This window comes from uncultured Bradyrhizobium sp. (genome assembly GCF_964252615.1).
GTDB lineage: Bacteria > Pseudomonadota > Alphaproteobacteria > Rhizobiales > Xanthobacteraceae > Bradyrhizobium.
This window is the reverse complement of record NZ_CAXUNQ010000001.1, coordinates 133,182-150,298: the sequence shown is the minus strand read 5'-3', so window position 1 is coordinate 150,298 and position 17,117 is coordinate 133,182. Positions and strand designations below refer to the sequence as shown.

The window sequence follows — 17,117 nt, the reverse complement described above, 5'->3', positions numbered from 1 at the left end:
TGAAGCTTGGCGCCCAACCGGGCGCGCGGTGAAAGACCGGCCATGACAGAGGAGACTCAAGCAACGCGTTTTTTCAACGACATGGCCGCCGCTGCCGAGAAGATGGTCAAGGCGGCCCAACTGCTCGGGCAGACCAGGGATAAGGACGTCGCCATCGGCACGACGCCGAAGCACCTCGTCATGCGTCGCGACAAGGTAGAACTGTTCCGTTACGAGCCGCCGGCCGAGGCAATGGCTACCACGCCGGCGTTGCTCGCCTGTGGCCTGATCGGATGCTACACCATGGCCGACCTTCTGCCGGATCGTTCGCTGGTGCGCAGCTTGCGGTCGAAAGGGCTCGATCTGTGGCTGATCGACCGGGGCCACCCGGGCCTAACCGAACGCTGGCTAACGATCGATGATTCCTCGCGTGCGCTCGGCGCGAAGATCGGTAGCAATGACTACACTGAAATCCCGTTTCCGGGCGGGCATGTCGGGCTGTTCGTGTCGAGCAAGTCGCAGGGCGAACTCAGCAAAAGCATCGCCGACTGGTTGATCGCCCGCGATGCGGCATCTGCGGGTGAGGCCTGATGCGCAACAAGATCGTCGACGCCGCCGAGGCGGTCGCCATCATCCGGTCCGGCGACACCGTTGCCTCGTCCGGCTTCGTGGGTGTTGGAACACCGGACGAGATCATCAAGGCGCTGGAACGTCGCTTCATCCAGACCGGAGAACCCCGAGATCTCGCGCTGCTGTTCGCGGCGGCGCCTGGCGACGGCGGTGATCGCGGCCTCAATCGGCTGGCGCATCCCGGTCTGATCAGGCGGTTGATCGGCGGACATTTCGGCCTGGTGCCGAAGTTGGCCCGGATGGCTGTCGACAACGACGTCGAAGCGTACAACTTGCCGCTCGGCTGCGTCTCCCATCTGTTTCGTGAAATCGCCGGACGCAAGGCCGGCTTGCTGTCGAAAGTGGGGTTGGGGACGTTCGTCGATCCGGCCAACGGTGGCGGAAAACTGAACCAGCGCACCACCGAGGAACTGGTGCGCCTGATGGAAATAGATGGCGAACCATGGCTGTTCTACAAGGCCTTTCCAATCAACGTCGCGATTATTCGCGGTACGACCGCCGATCACAACGGCAATATTTCGATGGAAAAGGAAGCATTAACGCTCGACAATTTGGCGCTGGCCACCGCAGCCAAGAACTGTAAAGGGTTTGTCATCGCCCAGGTCGAGCGCATTGCGGCGTCCGGTTCGCTCAATCCGCGGCACGTGAGGATTCCGAGTGTGTTGATCGACTGCGTCGTGGTGGCGCGGCCGGAAAATCACGTCCAGACCTATGCCACGGGCTACAACGGAGCATTTTCCGGCGAATTGCGGGTGCCCGTAGATCGCAATGTTCCGCTGCCGCTGGACAACCGGAAAATCATCGCGCGCCGATGCGCTCTGGAACTGCCGATGGGCGGCGTCGTCAATCTCGGCATCGGCATGCCCGAAGGTGTCGCTTCGGTTGCCGCAGAAGAAAAGCTGTTCGACTTTGTCACACTGACTGCCGAGCCGGGTATCATTGGCGGAATTCCGCAAGGAGGTCTGGATTTCGGTGCCGCGATCAATGCGGAGTCGATCATCGATCAGAATCAGATGTTCGATTTTTATGACGGTGGCGGCCTGGACCTTGCATGCCTCGGCATGGCGCAGGTCAACGCCAGCGGCGATGTCAATGTGAGCCTGTTCAACGGCCGCCTGGCCGGCGCCGGCGGATTTATCAACATCTCGCAGAATGCACGGGAGTTGATCTTCGCAGGAACGTTCACCACCGGAGGCCTCAAGACCGCCGTCGTTGACGGCGAACTGAGAATACTCAGCGAAGGAAAATCGCCGAAATTCATCGAGAAAGTCGATCAGATCACCTTCTCGGGACGGCTCGCTGCGAGCAATGGACAGCCGGTGCTCTACGTGACCGAACGATGCGTATTCCAGTTGACGCCGGCGGGCCTCGAACTGATTGAAGTGGCGCCCGGCATCGATGTCGAGCGCGACATTCTCGCGTTGATGGGATTCCGGCCCGTCATCCGTTCACCGAAAGCCATGGATGCTGCGCTGTTCCGCGAGGCCCTGATGCAACTCGACGACCGGCTTCTCAACCGGCCTTTGTCCGAGCGGCTGGTGTTTGACGAGAAACGCAACACGCTGTTTCTGGGCCTCGACGGCTACCGGGTGCACACGTCGGACGACGTCGAAGCGATACGGCACGGTGTCCTTGAAATTTTTGCCCGTGTCGGACATCGCTTCTCCGCGATCATCAACTATGATTCATCTGATATCGCTCCCGACATGGCCAACGACTGGTTTTCCATGGCAGCGGAGGTCGAGAACGCATGTTACGATCATGTCTCGCGCTACACCACCAGCGCATTCATGCGCCTCAAGCTGGGAGATGCGCTGGCGCGCCGCAATGTCGCGCCGCATATTTTTGAGACATCCGCCGACGCCCACCAGTTTGTGGTCAAATAGGCGGATGGAGTCACTTCCTCTCGAACTGCGGCGGCCGTCGATGGATTCGAAAATTTCCGCGGATGGTCATGCCAGACGACATCTGGTTCCAGATCGAACCGGATCCGTTCGAGGACTGACCCGGCGAAGTTTTCACCGCATTGCGTTTACCGATTGGGGCTGCCCGTCTTCCGGCCGGCCCGTGCTGTGCGTTCACGGCCTGACCCGCAATGGACGCGACTTCGATCACCTCGCGGCTGCACTGGCAGACGAGGGCCGTCGTGTCGTTTGCCCCGATCTTCCCGGACGCGGGCAAAGCGAACGCCTGCAGGACAGCAGCGATTACGTGCTTCCCCAGTATTGCAGCGACATGACTGTTTTAATGGCGGCGTTGGGCAAAGAAGAATTCGACTGGGTTGGGACCTCGCTGGGCGGCTTGGTCGGGATGGTCCTTGCGGCGCTCCCGGAAATCCGGGCCGGCGGATCGTCATCAACGACATCGGGCCATATCTGCCCTGGGCCGGTTTACTTCGTCTGGGCGCCAACCTCAGTGAAGCCCCGAAGAGTTTCGATACGATCGAGGCGGCGGAACTCTACTACCGGCGGGTACTGGCTCCGTTCGGGAAATTGCAGGATGAGCATTGGCGTCATCTGACCGTCCATGGTGTGGAATGGAAGCCGGAGCGGCAGCGCTTCGAGTCGTTGTGCGATCCAGGGGTCGCCCATGCGTTCCGCAATCCCTGGCACTACAGCGTCGACCTCTGGAAATATTGGGACGCTATCGATGTACCCGTTTTGGTCATCCGCGGGCAGCAATCCGATCTGCTTCGCGAGTCTGTGCTTGCCGACATGCTGCGCAGGAACCGCAATGCGACGGCGTATACGGTGCAGGATTGCGGCCACGCGCCAGCCCTGATCGCGCAGGATCAGATCGACGTTGTCGCGCGTTTTCTGAGTGACGACAGTTCCGGCCTGCAATAACGCCTTGCGCCGGTTTCTTTTCGCAGCGACGGCCGGCTTTGTTGCTCCATTTGGCCGATTAAAGTTCGGTCCCTTCGCCCTGCAGATAACCTTTGACCTTCGGATCCGGCATCAGGATCGAAGCGACGAAGGCGATGGCGCACATGACAGTGACGTACCAGTAAAAGTTCGTCTCCGCGCCGCCGTTCTTGAACCAGAGCGCAACATACTCGGCCGAGCCGCCGAAGATTGCGTTCGCAATCGCATAGGCGAGACCGACGCTCATCGCCCGCACTTCCGGTGGAAACATTTCCGCCTTCACCAGTCCGCTGATGGAAGTGTAAAACGAAACGATAGCGAGCGCCGTGACGATCAAGCCGTAAGCTGCAACCGGACTCTTGACGTCTGCGATTGCATACATCAGCGGCACCGTGCACAAGGTCGCAAGGCCCCCGAATAACAGCATTGACGTTTTGCGACCGAAGCGGTCGGAGAACATCCCGAACAACGGCTGTAGGATCATGTAGGTAAACAGCACGGCTGTCATCACCACGTTTGCAGTGCGATCATTCATATGCGCCGTATTGACCAGATACTTCTGCATGTAAGTCGTGAAGGTATAGAAAATCAGCGACCCGCCGGCGGTATAACCGAGAACGATCAGGAATGCCCTGGTGTGATGCTTGAAAATCTCGCGGAGAGAACCTGCTTCCTTGCGGGAGCGGCTTTCTGCTGAAGAGGTTTCGGTGAGCGACGCTCTCAAGAACAGCGCCACGATCGCGAAAGCAGCGCCGAGAAAAAACGGAATACGCCAGCCCCAGGCGCGCAATTCGCCGTCGGAAAGCGATTGCTGGACAATAAGGACCACCAGCGATGCAAGCAGCTGGCCGCCGATCAGCGTCACGTATTGGAACGATGCGTAGAAGCCCCGCTTGCCCGGCAACGCGACCTCGCTCATATAGGTCGCGCTGGTGCCGTACTCGCCGCCGACCGACAGGCCTTGCAGCATTCGCGCCAGCAGCAGCAGCACCGGCGCAGCCGTCCCTATGGTCGCGTAAGTCGGCAGCACGGCGATGGCGAGCGAACCCGCGCACATCATCAGCACGGAAATCATCATCGAGTTCTTGCGGCCGTACTTGTCGGCAATAAAGCCGAAGATGTAACCGCCGATCGGCCGCATCAGGAAGCCGATTGCGAACACGGCCGCGGTCTGCAGGAGCTGTGTGGTCTGGTTTCCGTTCGGAAAAAACGACGGCGCGAAATAAAGCGCGGTAAAGGCGTAAGCATAAAAATCGTACCACTCGACGAGATTGCCGGACGAACTTCCGAAAATGGCCCAAATCCTGCGGTTGCGATCGGCATGATCAATGGCCGGTGCGGCAATGGTTGTCATGCGGCAATCCCTCCCTGAAAACTACTTCTGCTGTACCAGAAAAGGTTAGCGCAAAATATTCGACGGCGGCAATGGCCCGAAACCGAAGCATCGGAGGTGAAATATCTGAGATCAGGTTTTCTGCCGCTGGGACTCCGGGACGCCTCGTCGAGGCGCCCTGTAATGGAACTGGACAACGGCGCCGTCGGCGATGGCTTACGTTTTTGGATGGCAGCATCCCGTTGGCAACTCTAGGAATAATCGCGCAAGCAATTATATGTTGCAGCGCACCACATGGCAGGAAGCGTTCAAGGTCGAACACTCTGACAACGAGAGGATCGACTGTGAACATCACACCTATCGTTCGCAAGCCGCGAACGAAGCTCAGGTTCAACCGGCTTGGCATATTTATACGCTTGGCGCGGGCTTGCTGGGAACGCCGTCAGCGGCTTTATCTTTCAACCATTACCGATCCGAAAACGGGGCGCATTGATCCAGACGTGGAGCACCAGCTCGCGTTAATGATGCTGCGCTAGCAATTTCGACTTTCGATCTCGGTTGGAACAGCCGCACTTTGCGGCCGTTCCGCGATGTGCAGTTGGGACGTTCGGCTGCGGGCGCGTTAAACAACAAGTACGTACCGCGGCAGCAACTCAGTCCGAGGCTCGGTTGACACAAGCAATATCTACGCTGTATCCACTTTAGGAAAACGAATTCCATCGCTCGGGAAATCCGTTTCTGAACGACAAGAAACAAGACGGGGCGGAACGCGATGAATTGCGGCAGTGAGACTTGAGCGAATTCGCGCGCCCATCGGCGCTGGCGCCCTTTCGGATACGAAATTACCGTTTTCAATGGCCCGCTGATCTTCTTACCTCGTGGGCCTTCGAGATGGAGACCCTCATTTTGGGCTGGTACGTGCTGGTCGAGACCGGCTCGGTGCTGCTGCTTACGTTGTTCGCGGCGCTGACCTATGTTGGTACGCTGGTTGCGCCGATGTTTGGTGTGGCGGGAGACCGCATCGGTCACCGCAATCTGCTCGCCGCCATGCGCGCGATTTACGTGGCGCTTGCCGCAACACTGATGATCCTCGCCTTTACCGGCGGTTTGAGCCCGGTTTACGTATTCGTCGTGGCGGCGATGGGCCTGGTTCGGCCGTCGGACCTCGGCGTCCACGGCGCGCTCGTCGCCACCATCATGCCGCAGGATCAGTTGATCGGCGCGATCAGCATCTCCCGGACCACGATGGATACTGCCCGCATCGTGGGTGCGCTTAGCGGCGCAGGACTGTTTGCGGCGCTCGGAATGGGGCCGGCCTATGCCGCGATCGTCGGTCTCTACCTCGCCAGCACATTGCTCACGCTTGGTGTCATCGCGCCATCGAAACGGCACCGCGCCGATGCGGCCGGTTTATTTTATTGCTCTTGCTGGTGATCGTGCTGCACTGGCGAGCGGATTTATGGCACCTGCACGCCCCGGCGAATGTGAGGTAACATCTTTAGGAGAGGACGGCCATGTCAAGGACAGCTTTGGTGGTTTCGGCACACCCTGGGGACTTCGTCTGGCGCGCCGGCGGCGCAATCGCGCTGCACGCCAAAAAAGGTTATCGGGTCAAGATCGTATGCCTGGCCTTTGGCGAACGCGGGGAATCCCAGTTTGCCTGGAAGCAGTCGGGCATGACCCTGGAGAAGGTTAAGGCCGGCCGCCGGGACGAGGCGGAGCGTGCCGCCGCGGCGCTCGGGGCCGAAATCGAGTTCTTCGATGCGGGCGACTATCCGCTGCGGCTCGCTGATTCGCACATGGATCGGCTGATCGATATTTACCGCGACCTCAATCCGGGCTTTGTTCTCACCCATTCGCTCGAAGATCCGTACAATGTCGATCATCCGGCGGCTGCCGCCTATGCTCAGGAGGCGCGTATCGTTGCGCAAGCGATGGGCCATAAGCCCCAGGCGGATTACAATTACAGCGCGCCGCCCGTGTTTCTGTTCGAGCCGCACCAGCCGGAGATGTGCAATTTCAAGCCGCAAGTCATCCTCAACATCGACGACGTCTGGGATTTGAAGCGCAAGACCTTCGAAATTCTTGCTGCGCAAAAGCACCTGTGGGCTTATTACGAGCGGGTGGCGCTTCAGCGCGGCATGCAGGGCGGGCGCAATTCCGGCAGGGCCATGACCTACGGCGAGGCGTATCAGCGGCTGTTTCCGCTTGTCGTGGAGGAACTGGCATGAAGACCGTCGTTGTCCGCAATATCCCCCGGGCCGATGCCGATGTCGTCAAGCGGCTCGGCGCGCTCGGTGCATCAACGGTGCACGAAGCCTATGGGCGTAGCGGATTGATGAGACCGTATTTGCGGCCAGCGTGGGCCGGCGGCGAAGCCGCGGGGACCGCAGTCACCGTGCTGGCGCAGCCCGGCGACAACTGGATGATTCATGTCGCGGTCGAACAGTGCCGGCCGGGCGATATCCTGGTGGTCGGATGCACGTCCGACAATACCGACGGCATGTTCGGCGACTTGCTCGCAACCTCGCTGAAGGCGCGCGGGGTCATGGGCCTTGTCATCGACGCCGGCTGCCGCGATGTGAAGTCGCTGCGCGAGATGGGTTTTCCGGTATGGTCGAAAGCGATTTCAGCCAAGGGAACGGTCAAGGCGGCGCTCGGCGCTGTCAACGTCCCGGTGGTGTGCGCCGGGGTCAACGTCGTGCCCGGCGATGCCGTGATCGCCGATGACGATGGCGTAGTGGTGGTCGGAAGAAAAGACGCCGCCGAGGTCGCCGCGAAAGGCGAAAAGCGCCGGGCTGACGAAGAAGGCAAGCGCGGGCAGCTTGCGGCCGGGGTGCTCGGGCTTGACATGTACAATATGCGCGCGGCGCTGGCGAAGGCCGGCCTCGTCTATGTCGATAAGCCGGACTCCGATTGAGGTGGCGATGCGGCTCCGCACATTGCTAGGCGACCATCCGTGCACCGCTGCGCTGAAGGATGGATCAATCAAGTCGAATCGGGTGACGTTCGATTTTGCGGAGGTTTCGCCGACTCACAAGGGCTTCAAGCCGATGGTCCGCGAACAGGCCTTCGATGTGTCGGAGATGGCCATCGTCACCTATCTGATGGCAAGGAGTTTCGGCAAGCCGATGGTGCTGTTGCCGATCGCGGTGATGGCGCGGTTTCAGCACGCTTATGCGCTCACCCATGCGAAATCTCCAGCGCTGACCCCCGCCGAACTTAACAACAAGCGCGTCGGCATCCGGTCCTTCACGACCACGACCGGAGCGTGGCTGCGCGGCATTCTCGCCGACGATTATGGCGTCGACCTGAATTCGATCGATTGGGTCACGTTCGAGGATGCGCATGTCGCCGAATTTCATGACGCCACCGCGCGTGCGCCACAGCACAAGCAGATCATCCAGATGCTGCTTGACGGCGAACTCGATGCGGTGCTCGGCGAGAAATCGGAACGACCAGGCCTGCAGCCATTGTTCGCCGATGCCGCCGCGGACGAGAAATCGTGGTTTGCGAAACATGGCGTAATGCCGATCAACCATATGGTGGTGGTGAGCGAAACCTTGTCCGCCGCGCATCCCGACGTGGTGCGGGAGGTTTTCAGTCTGTTGCGGCAGAGCGCGGTTGCCGCGCAGACCGCGGCTCCGCAATTCAGTGCCGCGGAAATGCGGCGTTCGCTGGCAATGATTGTTCGTTATACGGCGCAGCAGGGGCTCATTCCCCGCGAATTCGCGGTGGACGAGTTGTTCGACGATCTGACGCGGACATTCTGCTGACGCGGAAGGAGAACGTCGATGAAACCGGAGCCGATCTTCGATCTCGCCCATCTCGGCCATATGGAAATGCTGACGCCGAAGCCGGATGAAAGCCTGAAATTCTTCGTCGACGTCATGGGCATGACGGTCAGCGGCCGCGCAGGCGAATCGGTCTACTTACGCGGCTGGGATGACTACGAGCGCTATTCGCTCAAACTGACCGCGTCGAACACGTCGGGCATGAAGCACATGGCGCTGCGGGCGCGCAGCCCGCAGGCGCTGGAACGCCGCGTCGCGGCGCTGAAGGGGTCGGAGTTTGAGATCGGCTGGACCGACGGCGACATCGGCCACGGTCCCGCGTTCCGCTGCCGCGATCCGGACGGCCACATCATCGAGCTGTACTACGAGACCGAATGGTACGAGGCGCCGCCCGAGCTCAAGCCCGCCCTGAAAAATCAGGCGCAGCGCTTTCCCGCGCGCGGCATCAATGTTCGCCGCCTCGATCATCTCAACTGCCTGGCGGTGGACATCAAGGCCAACCGCATCTTCTTCGAGACCTATCTCGGCTGCCGCCTCACCGAGCAAATCGTGCTTGACGACGGCACCGAAGCCGCGATGTGGATGACGATGTCGAACAAGAGCTACGACTTCGCCTATTCACGCGATCACTTCAAGACGCCGGGCCGTTTTCATCACGTCACCTACGCCCTCGATAGCCGCGAAGACATCCTGCGCGCCGCCGACATCTTCCTGGAAAACGGCGTCTATATTGAAACCGGTCCGCACAAGCACGCGATCCAGCAGACCTTCTTCCTCTATGTGTATGAACCCGGCGGCAATCGCGTCGAAGTCGCCAACGCCGGGGCGCGGCTTATCCTGGCGCCGGACTGGAAGCCGATCGTCTGGACCGAAGAGGAGCGCAGGAAGGGGCAGGCGTGGGGGCTGAAAACAATCGAGTCGTTTCATACCCACGGCACGCCGCCGGTGAAGGCCGTCGCCCCATTGAAGTAAGGCGCCCGATATTTCATGCTTTCGATGTCGATAAATCAAGCTGTGGCGCGCACGGCGAAACGTTTTGTTTCCAATCCCGCGGATAGCGCATCATCCAAGCGATTTAAGGCTTCGCCCAATAACGACGGTGAAATTATTAGGGGCGGCAAGAATTTTAGGACCTCTCCCTCCCCACCGCTCGTTTCAATAATGACGCCACGACAAAACGCCTCGAAAACTACCTTGTCGGCGATGTCGCCGCTCGGCAACACCAGACCCTTCAATAAATTTTTTCCCCGCACTGCCGCTGGGCCCAACGATAGCCTCAAGGCAGTATCCTTGAGCCACGCATCGAGCAGCTTTGAGCTAGCCAACATTGCCGTACCGAGCGAATCGTCTCGCCAATGATTCAGTATCGCGCTCCGGCCAGTCACGAATGCAAGGTTGTTGCCGCGAAAGGTGCCGTTGTGCTCGCCCGGTCGCCAAACGTCGATGTCAGGCTTCAGGAGTACGAGAGAGAAGGGAAGGCCATATCCGCTTAGGGCCTTGGAAAGGCAAACGATGTCAGGCTTGACGCCGCTCTCCTCAAAGGAAAAGAACGTTCCGGCTCGCCCGCAACCGGCTTGAATGTCATCAACGATCAAAAGGCTATCGTGTCGCTTTGCCAGGCCGGCAAGGCGGCGTAGCCAGTTCGGCGACGCCGTATGAATGCCGCCTTCGCCCTGGATTGTCTCGACCAGAAATGCGGCCGGAGCATCGTACCCACTGCTTGGATCGTCGAGCAAACGAGAAATCAGGTCGATCGTGTCGATAGACGGTCCGTGATAAGCTTCGTAGGGAAAGCGTTGAACACCGGTCAGGGCAATGCCGGCACCGCCGCGTTTGAATGCCGATCCGGTCGCGGCCAGCGCTCCAAGCGACATGCCATGGAAGCCGTCGGTAAATGCTGCAACGGTACTCCGCCCTGTAACTTTCCTTGCCAACTTCAGCGCCGCTTCAACGGCATTGGTGCCCGTCGGGCCCGGAAACATGAAACGATAGCCGAGACCTCGCGGCGAAAGGATGTGGGTCTGGAATGCCTGGATGAATTCAGCTTTCGCTTCGCTGTACATATCAAGCGAATGGGTTATCCCATCCTTGTTGATGTAGGCCAGCAGGTCGCATTTGATTGCTTCCGGGTTGTGGCCATAATTCATCGTTCCGGCGCCGGCGAAAAGATCAATAAATCTCTTTCCGCTTACATCCCAGAGCTCGGATCCGCGGGCCTTTCTAAAGACAGTTGGAAAGCTGCGGCAGTATACTCTCACATTCGATTCAAGGGATTCGAAGGGTTCAATCATGGTGATCCGCCCGCCAATAGTGCGGATCACTCTGTAGCAACGAATGGAAAATAGCCCAAAATATATCTACTTTTATAAAATCGGACATTTGCTCTTTTGATTTATGAATCGCGCCAGCATGTTCATTGTGGAGCGGTCGATGGCGCAAGTTCTGGCGGATGAGTATGACCTGGTTGGAATTGGCTTCGGTCCGGCCAACATCGGCCTCGCAGTCGCGCTCGAGGAGATGGGCTGGTCTGGCTCGGCACTGTTTCTAGAACGTCAAACTGCGCCTGACTGGCAAGCGGAGATGATTTTAGATGGCACGGATGTGCAGCATAATCCCTTGAGAGATTTCGTTACGCCGAGAAATCCGCGCAGCTACTACACGTTTCTTAACTTCCTGAAGGAAAACGGCCGGCTGTTCGAATATCTCAATCTCGACAATTCCTATGCGCTACGCAAGGATTACGCGCAGTATATCCGCTGGACCGCCAGGCATTTCGATCGTTGGACGGCCTACGGTCGCAACCTCGTATCTGCGCGGCTTGAGGAAATAGTCGACGCTGAAGAGAACCATATACCGCGAGTGGTGCTGAAGACGTCTTGCGGCAATACCATCCTTGCGAAAGCCGTCTCGTTGGCACCGGGACGATCGGCGCTGGTTCCTAACGTCTTCAGGCAATATCTGGGAGATCGCGTCGAACATTTCACGCGGTATACTACGGCGCTCTCGCGCTGGAAGGCCGAAGGAAACCTCAGGTCAGTGGCGGTGGTGGGTGCCAGTCAAAGCGCGATCGAAATCGTTCTCGATCTTCATAGCCGAATGCCGGATCTCATCATTCATAATATCCAGCGCAATTTCGGATACAAGCTCAAGGACACAAGTCCATTCACCGAGGAGATATATTTCCCAGACTTCATCGAAACATTCTACAATGCCAGCCCGGAACGCCAGAAGCACCTCACGACCGATCTGTGGCGAAGCAATTATGGCGCGGCGGATGCCGACGTCATTCATCAGCTTTACAACAGGATATACGAACAGCGAATTGATGGACGAGAGCGAATTCAACTTCACCTCAATCGAAGCGTCTTAGACGTATCCTCCCATTCCGCAAACGTCGAGCTGCTGATGGAAGAGCGAGATGGGAACGCTTTGCAGCGGTTGACCGTCGACGCCGTCGTTCTTGCGACGGGCTTCAAGAATTTCGGCGCCGAAGTCGATCAGGAACCGTGGCATCCGTTGCTCGACGACATTGCCCCGCATGCAAAAAAGCGAGCCGATGGATCGCTGTTCATCACGCGCGACTACAGGCTGCAAGCCGCAAACTCCGACCGCGAACTGCCGGCGATCTTTGTAAATGGACTATGCGAATCCTCCCACGGGTTCGGCGACGCCGGCTCATTCAGCCTGCTTGCGCTTCGCTCGGAAATGATCGCGGCAAGCGCAAAGAATGCGGTCAAGGTAGCCACACGGGACGCGCTGGTCGCCGCCTGAATTTGAGCAAAGGAAAATCGATGGTCACGCGAGAAGCGGTCAATCTGAATCTGGATGAGCAAAACCTCGTACGGCGGGGTGATATGGCCAGTTTCACCGACGAATACAATTGCAAACTTAGAAGACTTTACCCGTGGCCCGGGGTGGTCGAAACAAAACGTCCCATGACCGAGTTCGGGGCAATCTGGGCCATTGTCGAGCCGGGAAAGACGGTGGATTCTCATAGTCACGACGAGGAAGAGACATTCATCGTGATCGGCGGCTGCGCCACCTTGAAGTTGGACGGTCAGACGACGACCTTGCAACCGGGAGACGTCGCCTACATTCCGCGGTTCGCGCGGCACGAGCTGCAAAACCGTTCGGCGACAGAGCCATTTGTATTCGTGAACATCTACTGGGATCTGCGGAGCGCCTAAATACCAACAGGAAGGGCTGAGGCATGTCACAAGAGGCGTATATCATAACACTTCCGCCGCCAACTGCGAACGGCGGTTTGCATGTGGGACATTTGAGCGGCCCCTTTCTGGCTGCAGATGCGTTTTGCAAGCATTATCGGCTGGCGGGGCATCGCTGCGACGTAACAAGCTACAGTGATATAAACCAGTCTTACGTGCGAGTGACCGCCGAGCGCCAGAAACGGGACCCACGCGAACTCGCCCGCCACTGGACTCAGGACATTCGCGACACGCTGGAAGCTTATGGCTCGGACGTCGATGATTTTTATTACCCGGACGAGGCCAGCGAATCGTTCGTTCGCAAGACCTTTTTGGATCTGTGCCGCGATGGGAAGATCAGAAAAAAGGAAATACCTGTCTTCTACTCCCTGGAACGGGGTGAATATCTGGACGAGGCGGGAGTATCGGGATATTGCCCGCTTTGCCTGGCAGCTTGCAAATGGGGCATTTGCGAAGCTTGTGCCTATATCAATGACGCAACCACCCTTGTGTCTCCTCGGGACACCATCACTGGATCCGACGCGCTCGAGCTTCGAAGAGTTGAAGTTCTCGTCTTTGAAATGGAGATGTTTCGTCCAGCGCTGATGGATTTCTACGCAGCTAATGCATCGTTTCGTCCGCGATATATCGAGCTGGTGAGATCGGCGCTCTCCCGGCCGCTACCGGACTTTCCAATAAGCGTGCCCGGATCATGGGGAATTCCGCTTAATCATCCGGAACTTCCCGGCCAGGTCATTAACGCTTGGGCGGAAGTGATGGCTCATCTTGTCTGGTGCTATCGCAGAGCCAGCAACGGCGGAGTTCGCGGCCGGATCGTCAACTTCTTTGGATTTGACAATTCGTATTTCTACGGGATCGTCCACGCGGCGCTGCTGATAGCGAGCGGTCAGCAGGAGTGGTTGCCGCACGCGACGATCAACAACGAATTCTATAATCTTGAAAACAAGAAGTTCTCGACGAGCAACAATTACGTCATTTGGGCGAAAGATCTTGCCCTCCGCCACTCCACGGACGCTGTCCGTTTTTATGCCGCGTTCAACAACCCCGGCTTCGAGAAAGCGAATTTCTCCGAAAACGATATGGTGTCGGTGCTGCGAACGGAGTTGATCGAGCCGTGGCACGCGATTGTCGACGGAATAGCGAAAGAAATTGGCGATGCGCAGGTAACCGCCGGTTCTGCGACTCCCGATACGGTCTCGATCGGCGCCGCCATCCTGTCTAAGATCGGTTTGAGTTACACGCTGGAACATTTTCACTTGAGGCAGGCGGCAGAAGATATTCTTCACCTGCTTTCGTTTCTGCGGGAAAGGCTATCTAAACGGCGATTGCCGCCTGCGGATGCTCTCTTTCTCGTCAAATGCTTCTCGCAAGCGGCCTATCCGATCATCCCATTTGCCAGCAGGGAGCTCTACCAGCTCGTTTCCGGGCGGAAACTCGAATTGTTCGACCTAAATCCGACCGTGATCATCCGGCCGCTTCCTCGTTCAATTTTCGAACGACGTAGCTTGATTGCCGCAGACGCTGCGTGAGGGCAGATGGCGCAACTCGGATTCATGACGTTTTCCATTTTAAGGGCACCATACGGCGACGCTCTGGTTCAGGAGTTCGATGATCGAACTCCGGACGTATTTCGCGAAGCCGAACATGCGCCGGGATTCATCGCGCGCGCTAAGGCCGTCGATGGCGATGAATGGAAAACCAATCACCAACGCGACTGGGGCATCTGGGGGCCGTTCGCGGTGCCGCGATTCTATCTCGGCGGGATAGCCCAGGGGCATTCGACCCAGGCCCAAACCCTGTCGATCTGGGCCGATCTGGCCAGCGTATGGCATTTCGCTTACCGCGGTCAGCTACATCGATCGGCCCTGCAGGATCGATCGCAGTGGTTTAAACAACAGAACTGGCCCATCTATTGCGCGTGGTGGATTGCGGACCATCACCAGCCGACATGGGGGGAGGCTTGCACGCGCCTGGAGCACCTGCATGACCACGGCGCTACGCCGTATTCGTTTACTCTACGAAGGATTTTTGCGCCGGACGGAACCGCTGTGGGGATGGAAGCTTTGCGGTTCAGCTCGATCAAGAATCAATAACGGCATGGACGCGGTCTCGAAGTATTCCTGGGTTACCGAATGTCCGCACCTGCGGGGCACCACAGACGACCCGTGCCTGGCAATATGTGAAAGTGAGGGAGAAAATGCCGTCGATCTGATGGCGGCCGTACGGCTTGGGCTCGAAGATGAAGGCCGAAGGGTCCGGGCTAGATTCGGAGACGACCGGCGCGATCCTACGACCGCGCGAATCCTTGCTGAAACGCTCGCAGGGGAGGGAGTTCAATACGTGATTGGCCACTTTGGGTCGGTTGTAGCCCGGACGGCAAGCGTGGTTTACGCGCAGCATGGGATACTATACTTGGCGCCCGGCTCCTCCTCCCCGGACTTGTGCGGACCCCACGCTTCAACCACTTTGCAATTCTTCGGCACCGACCTGGAGCAAGCGGATTGTCTGGCGTCCGTCGCAGGAGCGTTGGATGTCCCTACCGTCGTGTTCGCTGAACGCAACAACTATGGAGCGATACTTGCGAGAACGCTTGTGGAACGCCTGGCGCCGAGGCTGACACAGCTCCAGGTAATTTATGGCTATCGGCACGGCGCCGCCATGCGACAGGGTATGACCAGGCCCGGCAGAGTGATAATTCTAGGATCGAGGGAGTTCGCGCAAAGAATCGTCATGCTCAACTTTGTCAAGGAGAGCGAGGCGGATTTGCTTTTATCGGACGATAGTTTCACTCCGTCCCTTCTCGCCAGTGGCATCCCGTTGGCGCGATCCCGCGTGGCTTTCATGGAGCGCAACGGAGAGATACTTATAGATCGCCCCGCGAGCCACGTGCGCGGTCGAGCCAGCAAACTTTACGGCAGACCGCCCGGACCGTATTTCGAAACGGCCTACATCGCCGTAAGAGCACTGAGCCAGGCTTGGTCCGAGGTCGGCCCGGCAGATGTCCGGCGTGTGCAAGAGAGGATCATGCGTCAAACATGGCCGTCACCCTTCGGAATGTTGAGCTTGTCGGCTTCATGTCGATTGGTTGGACATCGGTGGAACATGATTCCGGTCAGTAGTCTTATCGTGGCGCCACAGGGGCAGGTGGCATGAGCAGGACGTTGACCGTGGCAATCGTAGGCGGGGGAATTGCCGGTCTGTGTACAGCTTGGGCTTTTACCAAACTTGGGCACAGCGTTACGCTATTTGAACAGGCATCTTCCATTCCCAATGAACTGTCGGCGTCGGGAGACCAGCACAGGATACTTCGGCATGCATATGGGGAACGCGATGGCTATGCGCGCATGATGCCGGAAGCGGATGCCGCTTGGGCAGAACTTTGGAAAGATATTGGAGCCGAACATTTTGTTCCGACCGGAATCCTTATACTTTCTCAGCGGACAGGGGATGGCGGCGACATTCTCCGCCTAGGGCTTGACCGCATGGGTCAAAAATACCGCACGCTCGAGCCCGAGGTCGCCTCCGGTCTTTATCCGTTCTTATCGAAGGGCCTGTTTCGATATGCCCTCATGTTCGGCGGCGGCGTACTCATGTGCCGAGAGATCGCACGAGATATGGTGAGTTGGCTGGTTCGCAACGGTGCACGGGTCGTAACGAACACTCGGGTGCGGGGCATTGCAACGGACAAAGGGGAACTGGATATCTTAGGTTTGGGGACGTACGCGTATGATCGGGTCGTGGTCGCGGCCGGAGCCTGGACCTCGCGTCTGCTGCCGCACCTCTCTTCGATCCTTTTGAACTATCGGAACGTGGTTCTCTATCTTGAGCCCCCGCGCCGTCTGAACGCGGCGTGGGCTTCGGCTCCCGTGATAGCTGAAACCGGCGGATGGCTCGAGGGATACATTCTCCCGCCTGTGCGTGGAACCAAGCTGAAGGTTGGGATCGGATCGTATCGTGCGCCAAGTGCCGGTCCTGACGACTGCTTCTCGACCTCTTGGGAGGAAGGAGAGCGACTGATGTCGATGATTTCGCCGGCGCTGCACGGTGCTGCCGAGTATAGAATTATCGGAACCAGGACCTGCTCTTACGTTTTTACCAAAGACGGCCACTTTTACGCCGGGCGCTTTGGAAAGGTAACCGTTATTTCAGCCTGCTCCGGTCACGGATACAAATTTGGTGCCGTCGCTGGTCTACGTCTGGCCCAGTGCGTTGAGAACGATAACCACGATGGCTTTAACAGATGGTTGCGCACGGAAGCTTGACGGACGTATCGACATTCGGTCGACGGATC

At 58.3% G+C, this 17,117-nt stretch carries 18 protein-coding genes; 16 read left to right on the top strand and 2 right to left on the bottom strand.

The window, feature by feature from the left end; genetic code table 11:
• The first annotated feature begins 6 nt into the window (after window positions 1–6).
• Genes ACFE72_RS00690 through ACFE72_RS00675 form a run of 4 tightly spaced genes read left to right on the top strand, consistent with a single transcriptional unit; the run spans window position 7 to window position 3,455 of the window.
• Complete coding sequence (locus ACFE72_RS00690; RefSeq protein WP_375411120.1) at window positions 7–570, top strand: hypothetical protein; 564 nt, start codon at window positions 7–9, stop codon at window positions 568–570.
• Window positions 570–2,495, top strand: a complete 1,926-nt coding sequence (locus ACFE72_RS00685; protein WP_375411119.1) for an acyl CoA:acetate/3-ketoacid CoA transferase — start codon at window positions 570–572, stop codon at window positions 2,493–2,495. Before ACFE72_RS00690 ends, ACFE72_RS00685 begins: the two co-directional genes overlap by 1 nt.
• Window positions 2,419–3,129, top strand: coding sequence for an alpha/beta fold hydrolase (locus tag ACFE72_RS00680; protein ID WP_375411118.1), 711 nt, complete (start codon window positions 2,419–2,421; stop codon window positions 3,127–3,129). Before ACFE72_RS00685 ends, ACFE72_RS00680 begins: the two co-directional genes overlap by 77 nt.
• A gap of 11 nt (window positions 3,130–3,140) precedes the next feature.
• Complete coding sequence (locus ACFE72_RS00675) at window positions 3,141–3,455, top strand: alpha/beta fold hydrolase (protein ID WP_375411117.1); 315 nt, start codon at window positions 3,141–3,143, stop codon at window positions 3,453–3,455.
• A gap of 58 nt (window positions 3,456–3,513) precedes the next feature.
• Here the strand turns inward: ACFE72_RS00675 and ACFE72_RS00670 are convergent, their stop codons facing one another.
• Window positions 3,514–4,827, bottom strand: a complete 1,314-nt coding sequence (locus ACFE72_RS00670; protein WP_375411116.1) for an MFS family transporter — start codon at window positions 4,825–4,827, stop codon at window positions 3,514–3,516.
• 190 nt (window positions 4,828–5,017) lie between these two features.
• Here ACFE72_RS00670 and ACFE72_RS00665 point away from each other — a divergent pair, with 190 nt between their 5' ends.
• The 6 genes from ACFE72_RS00665 to ACFE72_RS00640 all read left to right on the top strand — a co-directional run bounded on the left by ACFE72_RS00665 (window position 5,018) and on the right by ACFE72_RS00640 (window position 9,572).
• Complete coding sequence (locus ACFE72_RS00665) at window positions 5,018–5,299, top strand: hypothetical protein (protein ID WP_375411115.1); 282 nt, start codon at window positions 5,018–5,020, stop codon at window positions 5,297–5,299.
• 299 nt (window positions 5,300–5,598) lie between these two features.
• Window positions 5,599–6,240, top strand: a complete 642-nt coding sequence (locus ACFE72_RS00660; protein ID WP_375411114.1) for an MFS transporter — start codon at window positions 5,599–5,601, stop codon at window positions 6,238–6,240.
• A gap of 80 nt (window positions 6,241–6,320) precedes the next feature.
• Window positions 6,321–7,037 (top strand): PIG-L deacetylase family protein, encoded by a 717-nt coding sequence (locus ACFE72_RS00655; RefSeq protein ID WP_375411113.1) that lies wholly within the window; start codon window positions 6,321–6,323, stop codon window positions 7,035–7,037.
• Window positions 7,034–7,726: a 4-carboxy-4-hydroxy-2-oxoadipate aldolase/oxaloacetate decarboxylase gene (locus ACFE72_RS00650; RefSeq protein WP_375411112.1), complete on the top strand. Its 693-nt coding sequence runs from the start codon at window positions 7,034–7,036 to the stop codon at window positions 7,724–7,726. Before ACFE72_RS00655 ends, ACFE72_RS00650 begins: the two co-directional genes overlap by 4 nt.
• Window positions 7,727–7,733: 7 nt before the next feature.
• Window positions 7,734–8,582 carry a hypothetical protein gene (locus tag ACFE72_RS00645; protein WP_375411111.1) on the top strand — a complete coding sequence of 283 codons (849 nt, stop codon included), beginning with the start codon at window positions 7,734–7,736 and terminating at the stop codon, window positions 8,580–8,582.
• An 18-nt stretch (window positions 8,583–8,600) separates the two neighbouring features.
• Complete coding sequence (locus ACFE72_RS00640) at window positions 8,601–9,572, top strand: catechol 2,3-dioxygenase (RefSeq protein WP_375411110.1); 972 nt, start codon at window positions 8,601–8,603, stop codon at window positions 9,570–9,572.
• A gap of 35 nt (window positions 9,573–9,607) precedes the next feature.
• Here ACFE72_RS00640 and ectB read toward each other — a convergent pair whose 3' ends face one another.
• Window positions 9,608–10,891 (bottom strand): diaminobutyrate--2-oxoglutarate transaminase, encoded by a 1,284-nt coding sequence (gene ectB / locus ACFE72_RS00635; RefSeq protein ID WP_375411109.1) that lies wholly within the window; start codon window positions 10,889–10,891, stop codon window positions 9,608–9,610.
• A 139-nt stretch (window positions 10,892–11,030) separates the two neighbouring features.
• Here ectB and ACFE72_RS00630 point away from each other — a divergent pair, with 139 nt between their 5' ends.
• The 6 genes from ACFE72_RS00630 to ACFE72_RS00605 are packed head-to-tail and all read left to right on the top strand — an operon-like array spanning window position 11,031 to window position 17,088.
• The gene (locus ACFE72_RS00630) at window positions 11,031–12,371 is read left to right on the top strand and encodes a SidA/IucD/PvdA family monooxygenase (RefSeq protein WP_375411108.1); all 1,341 of its coding nucleotides are present in this window, start codon (window positions 11,031–11,033) and stop codon (window positions 12,369–12,371) included.
• A gap of 20 nt (window positions 12,372–12,391) precedes the next feature.
• Complete coding sequence (locus ACFE72_RS00625; RefSeq protein ID WP_375411107.1) at window positions 12,392–12,787, top strand: cupin domain-containing protein; 396 nt, start codon at window positions 12,392–12,394, stop codon at window positions 12,785–12,787.
• Window positions 12,788–12,810: 23 nt separating this feature from the next.
• A complete protein-coding gene (locus tag ACFE72_RS00620; RefSeq protein WP_375411106.1) occupies window positions 12,811–14,355 on the top strand; it encodes a class I tRNA ligase family protein in 1,545 nt (514 codons plus the stop codon).
• A 6-nt stretch (window positions 14,356–14,361) separates the two neighbouring features.
• The gene (locus ACFE72_RS00615) at window positions 14,362–14,919 is read left to right on the top strand and encodes a DUF3291 domain-containing protein (protein WP_375411105.1); all 558 of its coding nucleotides are present in this window, start codon (window positions 14,362–14,364) and stop codon (window positions 14,917–14,919) included.
• The gene (locus ACFE72_RS00610; RefSeq protein ID WP_375411104.1) at window positions 14,810–15,979 is read left to right on the top strand and encodes an ABC transporter substrate-binding protein; all 1,170 of its coding nucleotides are present in this window, start codon (window positions 14,810–14,812) and stop codon (window positions 15,977–15,979) included. Before ACFE72_RS00615 ends, ACFE72_RS00610 begins: the two co-directional genes overlap by 110 nt.
• Entirely contained in the window at window positions 15,976–17,088 is a 1,113-nt protein-coding gene (locus ACFE72_RS00605; protein ID WP_375411103.1) for an NAD(P)/FAD-dependent oxidoreductase, read from the top strand. The genes ACFE72_RS00610 and ACFE72_RS00605 overlap by 4 nt, the downstream gene beginning before the upstream one ends.
• Window positions 17,089–17,117 lie beyond the last annotated feature (29 nt).

Excerpts from the sequence above, each read along its gene's own strand:
- ACFE72_RS00650 (WP_375411112.1), top strand. The coding sequence starts at position 7,034 with ATGAAGACCGTCGTTGTCCGCAATATCCCCCGGGCCGATGCCGATGTC.
- ACFE72_RS00605 (WP_375411103.1), top strand. The coding sequence starts at position 15,976 with ATGAGCAGGACGTTGACCGTGGCAATCGTAGGCGGGGGAATTGCCGGT.
- ACFE72_RS00620 (WP_375411106.1), top strand. The coding sequence starts at position 12,811 with ATGTCACAAGAGGCGTATATCATAACACTTCCGCCGCCAACTGCGAAC.
- ACFE72_RS00640 (WP_375411110.1), top strand. The coding sequence starts at position 8,601 with ATGAAACCGGAGCCGATCTTCGATCTCGCCCATCTCGGCCATATGGAA.
- ACFE72_RS00645 (WP_375411111.1), top strand. The coding sequence starts at position 7,734 with ATGCGGCTCCGCACATTGCTAGGCGACCATCCGTGCACCGCTGCGCTG.
- ACFE72_RS00670 (WP_375411116.1), bottom strand. The coding sequence starts at position 4,827 with ATGACAACCATTGCCGCACCGGCCATTGATCATGCCGATCGCAACCGC.
- ACFE72_RS00680 (WP_375411118.1), top strand. The coding sequence starts at position 2,419 with ATGCGCTGGCGCGCCGCAATGTCGCGCCGCATATTTTTGAGACATCCG.
- ectB (WP_375411109.1), bottom strand. The coding sequence starts at position 10,891 with ATGATTGAACCCTTCGAATCCCTTGAATCGAATGTGAGAGTATACTGC.
- ACFE72_RS00615 (WP_375411105.1), top strand. The coding sequence starts at position 14,362 with ATGGCGCAACTCGGATTCATGACGTTTTCCATTTTAAGGGCACCATAC.
- ACFE72_RS00655 (WP_375411113.1), top strand. The coding sequence starts at position 6,321 with ATGTCAAGGACAGCTTTGGTGGTTTCGGCACACCCTGGGGACTTCGTC.
- ACFE72_RS00625 (WP_375411107.1), top strand. The coding sequence starts at position 12,392 with ATGGTCACGCGAGAAGCGGTCAATCTGAATCTGGATGAGCAAAACCTC.
- ACFE72_RS00630 (WP_375411108.1), top strand. The coding sequence starts at position 11,031 with ATGGCGCAAGTTCTGGCGGATGAGTATGACCTGGTTGGAATTGGCTTC.
- ACFE72_RS00685 (WP_375411119.1), top strand. The coding sequence starts at position 570 with ATGCGCAACAAGATCGTCGACGCCGCCGAGGCGGTCGCCATCATCCGG.
- ACFE72_RS00610 (WP_375411104.1), top strand. The coding sequence starts at position 14,810 with ATGACCACGGCGCTACGCCGTATTCGTTTACTCTACGAAGGATTTTTG.
- ACFE72_RS00665 (WP_375411115.1), top strand. The coding sequence starts at position 5,018 with ATGGCTTACGTTTTTGGATGGCAGCATCCCGTTGGCAACTCTAGGAAT.